The following is a 3547-nucleotide window of genomic DNA, read 5'->3' as shown; positions in this document are numbered from 1 at the left end:
CTCAAAATGGACGTGGAGGAAAGCGTAAGACTTCTGTTAAAGAAGCAGCATCCCGTGAAGCGTCAACCCCGTTCAGCGACCACCCTAAAAAAGTGGCGTGGTGAGGAATCGCCGTCCGTTTTACGGCGGCGAGGATGTCAAGCTACTTTTCCCTATTTATGCTAAAAATCCCCCTAGGTTGCCTGATGAGGACAAGAGCGGGGGAGAGATATTACCGATAATTATTTTTTCAACTACTGGGCTGCAGCTGCGTTTAAGGGTTTAATGCTGACGATGCGAGCGCCTAAACGGGTAATCCGACGCATTTCTTGATTCATGCGGCCATAGGGAACGGTTAAAAAGACACTGCCACTCTTACGGATAGAATAATCTAGGTTATCAGTCTTGTCATTTTGACTCAAACCGACGACTTCATAGACAAAAAGGCGATTTTCTTTGGCACTAGAGAGACTTTGCATCTAAAGGGCTCCTACTTGATGTTATAGTTCTCTAGTTTAGCCTAGCAGGGAGACTAGCAATCTAGTTAATGGCCGATTGACGGTTGTTTATTTTACCATGACGCTCGATCGCAATTGTCCACAGGCCGCATCGGCCGCTAAACCTCTTTTTCCCGTTCTAAAATAGTTTTAAAAGCCTTAATTCTCTTTTGATCTGGCCGTTGATAATCCACCTCTTGAATGGGATTAAGTGATCGCTGTTAATTGTTTGAAGATAAGCCTGCTGATAAGTCGCAACGCTACCACCTTGATCTAGTGTAGTCGATTGATGTTGTCCTACTTATCATCCTTGATGATTTCTCGCAGGTCTGGATCAAAGTGAATGTGGGTAATATACACTCCTTTAGGGGTCTGTAAGGTGACAAATTCTACAAACAAAGAATCTTGTTCGTGCTGAAGTTTCAGGAAAAAACGTCTTAAAAACTTATTCTGGGGATAGATAAGTTCTTGCAGGAAAATAGATTGTTTACAAGGTCCACTAGCTTGATTGTGTTGTTTGAGAATTTTTTTCAGTTTCAAACGGAATTCCTCCCAGCCTTGTACTTCACTTCTAGCTTGTTCAGCTGATTCAAAAAAATCCTCATGATCCTTGGCGAATTTAATCTCTTCGGGTCTAATTCCCCGCCGCTCGCGGCGTATAATAGAAAAATGAGTGAATACATCCATAAGAGCCATAATGTAAGTGTTTTGCTATATCATTTAGTGTTCCCAGCCAAATATCGTAAAGCCGTTTTCGACGAACAGGTAGATAGCTTGTTGAAAGAAGTCTGTCTAGAGATGGAAAAACGATACGAGATAAAGTTTGTAGAAATTGGAGTGGATAAAGATCATGTGCATTTTCTGGTGCAATCAGTACCGACCTATAGTGTGACAAGGATAGTGACAATGATTAAAAGTATAACGGCGAGAGAAATTTTCAAAAAGTGTCCTCAAGTGAAAAAGCAGTTGTGGGGAGGAGAGTTTTGGAGTGATGGATATTACGCAAGTACGGTAGGAAAGCATGGGGATGAAGGTATGATAGCGAGATATGTAAAAGAACAAGATAAAGAATACCTGCAGCTACACCAAAATCTACAATTGAGTATATTTTGATTCTGATACCCCGTCCGCTTGCGGCGGGGTAGTTCATTTGCGTTATCTAACCACACATCAACTGCACCACCAGTATTGCCCGCTAGATAAAGTTCCAATCCTTGACGAACAGGCATGGGAAGTTGTGCCATCTCCTCATCATCAATTATGATCGAGGTGGGTGTGGTTGATTCTTTGCTAACGAGTAGCGGTTGACTATAACATACCCGAGGAAAACAATTAAAAACCGCTAAAGTTCCTAAAGCTGCAATTGCTAATATTTTACTTTTCATGATCCTTACCCCCGAATTCGAAGAAATTACCAATAGTCGAGTTGCTGTGGCTGACAAATACTAAAATTTACCTCTCTGAAAAAATTCCGCAACAGGATAACCAAAACCGCTAGTTAAAGAAGCATACTTAACAGTTATCTGCCCTACTGTTGAGGTGTTACCCGATAACCACCCCGATCTTGATTAAATTTTACAATTATTAACAAACCCCACAGCCAACACTCCTCTGTTACTCTAATTATAACAGAGAAAACTGATGGTAGAGTAGTGAACAAATTAAGTTTATTTGACCATGACGCTCGCTCGCAATTGTCCACAGGCCGCATCGGCCGCTAAACCTCTGGAATAACGGACAGTAACGGCGACTTTTTCCTGTTCTAAAATAGTTTTAAAAGCCCTGATTCTTTTTTCATCAGGCCGTTGATAATCCACCTCTTGAATGGGATTATAAGGAATAAGATTGACGTGGGATTGAAACCCTTTCACCAGTTTGACTAATTCCCTTGCGTGTTCGGGTAAATCATTAACTCCCGCTAAAAGAATGTATTCAAATGTCACCCTTCGTCCCGTGATTTGAACGTATTCCTGACAGTCTTGGATCAGATTACTTAGGGTATAATGATCGGCACTGGGGATTAATTTGGAGCGAACTTGTTGATTAGAAGCATGGAGACTAACAGCAAAAGTTACTTGTAAATTATGGGCTGCTAGTTGCTTGATTTTATGGGGTAATCCCACGGTAGAAATCGTTAAACAACGCTGACCGATACCCACATCTTTATTAAGGGAATGAATCGCTGTCACCACTTCGGGGATATTTAATAAAGGTTCCCCCATCCCCATAAACACCACATGACTAACTCGTTGCTGAAAATCCTCCTGTACTGTTAACACTTGGTCAACGATTTCATGAGCTTGTAAATTACGAGTAAAACCCCCTTTTCCCGTGGCACAAAAATCACAGGCCATCGGGCAACCCACTTGCGAAGAAACACAGACTGTCAATCTTTTTTCACTGGGAATTCCCACCGCTTCGATAATTAAACCATCCGCCAGTTTTAGCAGATATTTACGAGTGCGATCGGGTGCTACACTGCGATAATGTATAAGGGAACGACCAATAGGATAGTCTGCCATCTTGCTGCGCCATTCTTGGGGGAATACGGAAATATCCGCCAAAGAATGCACCCCTTTTTCATATAGCCATTGGTGTAATTGTTTACCCCGATAAGCGGGTTGTCCCTGGTCTTTTACCCAGTCGGTCAGTTCCTCTAAAGATTTCGCTAGTAAAGTCATAATTGTTGTCATTGATCGTCTTACCATTCTAACCGATCGATCATCCCTAGAAGCAAAAACGTAACAAAATTGTATTCATTAATTGACATTTTTTTCCTTTGATCCTTCTCTAGTCTTTGTTAGTCAATTAAATACTTAAAACTATAACTTAAACTTAGCCTAAGGATTTCTACTGTTGGGTATTCCTTTTTATACTAAATCTGGTTATTAAAAACTGATTATTTATTCCCCCTTTTGCCTCTTGCCTATGGGAGCATCTCACTTATGCAATGAGTATTAATGCTTATGTCCGTCAAAAACTAGAACATCTTCAACTTGATCACAAAGAGAAATGAGATTATAATAGTTATAACTGGCAATTCAGAATATAGCTCGATGGGAGGAATAATG

At 40.9% G+C, this 3547-nt stretch carries 4 protein-coding genes and 1 pseudogene; 1 reads left to right on the top strand and 4 read right to left on the bottom strand.

Features of this window, described 5'->3' with window-relative positions; translation table 11 throughout:
- Nucleotides 1-233: 233 nt before the first annotated feature.
- The 3 genes and pseudogenes from cpcD to IM322_RS19250 all read right to left on the bottom strand — a co-directional run bounded on the left by cpcD (nucleotide 234) and on the right by IM322_RS19250 (nucleotide 1163).
- The gene (gene cpcD, locus IM322_RS19260; RefSeq protein ID WP_287077698.1) at nucleotides 234-458 is read right to left on the bottom strand and encodes a rod-capping linker protein CpcD; all 225 of its coding nucleotides are present in this window, start codon (nucleotides 456-458) and stop codon (nucleotides 234-236) included.
- An 87-nt stretch (nucleotides 459-545) separates the two neighbouring features.
- A pseudogene (locus IM322_RS19255) lies at nucleotides 546-685 on the bottom strand (dual-specificity RNA methyltransferase RlmN); the annotation flags it as partial.
- Between the two features lie 88 nt (nucleotides 686-773).
- Nucleotides 774-1163, bottom strand: a complete 390-nt coding sequence (locus IM322_RS19250; protein WP_287673854.1) for a hypothetical protein — start codon at nucleotides 1161-1163, stop codon at nucleotides 774-776.
- Here IM322_RS19250 and tnpA point away from each other — a divergent pair.
- A complete protein-coding gene (gene tnpA / locus IM322_RS19245) occupies nucleotides 1146-1589 on the top strand; it encodes an IS200/IS605 family transposase (protein ID WP_287673853.1) in 444 nt (147 codons plus the stop codon). The two genes, IM322_RS19250 and tnpA, sit on opposite strands and share 18 nt — an antisense overlap.
- A gap of 554 nt (nucleotides 1590-2143) precedes the next feature.
- Here tnpA and rlmN read toward each other — a convergent pair.
- Nucleotides 2144-3157, bottom strand: a complete 1014-nt coding sequence (rlmN, locus tag IM322_RS19240) for a dual-specificity RNA methyltransferase RlmN (protein ID WP_287673852.1) — start codon at nucleotides 3155-3157, stop codon at nucleotides 2144-2146.
- Between the last annotated feature and the right edge of the window lie 390 nt (nucleotides 3158-3547).

Origin of the sequence: Microcystis sp. M109S1 (assembly GCF_020247025.1) — a bacterium.
Taxonomy (GTDB): domain Bacteria; phylum Cyanobacteriota; class Cyanobacteriia; order Cyanobacteriales; family Microcystaceae; genus Microcystis.
This window is presented reverse-complemented; position numbering and strand designations above follow the sequence as displayed.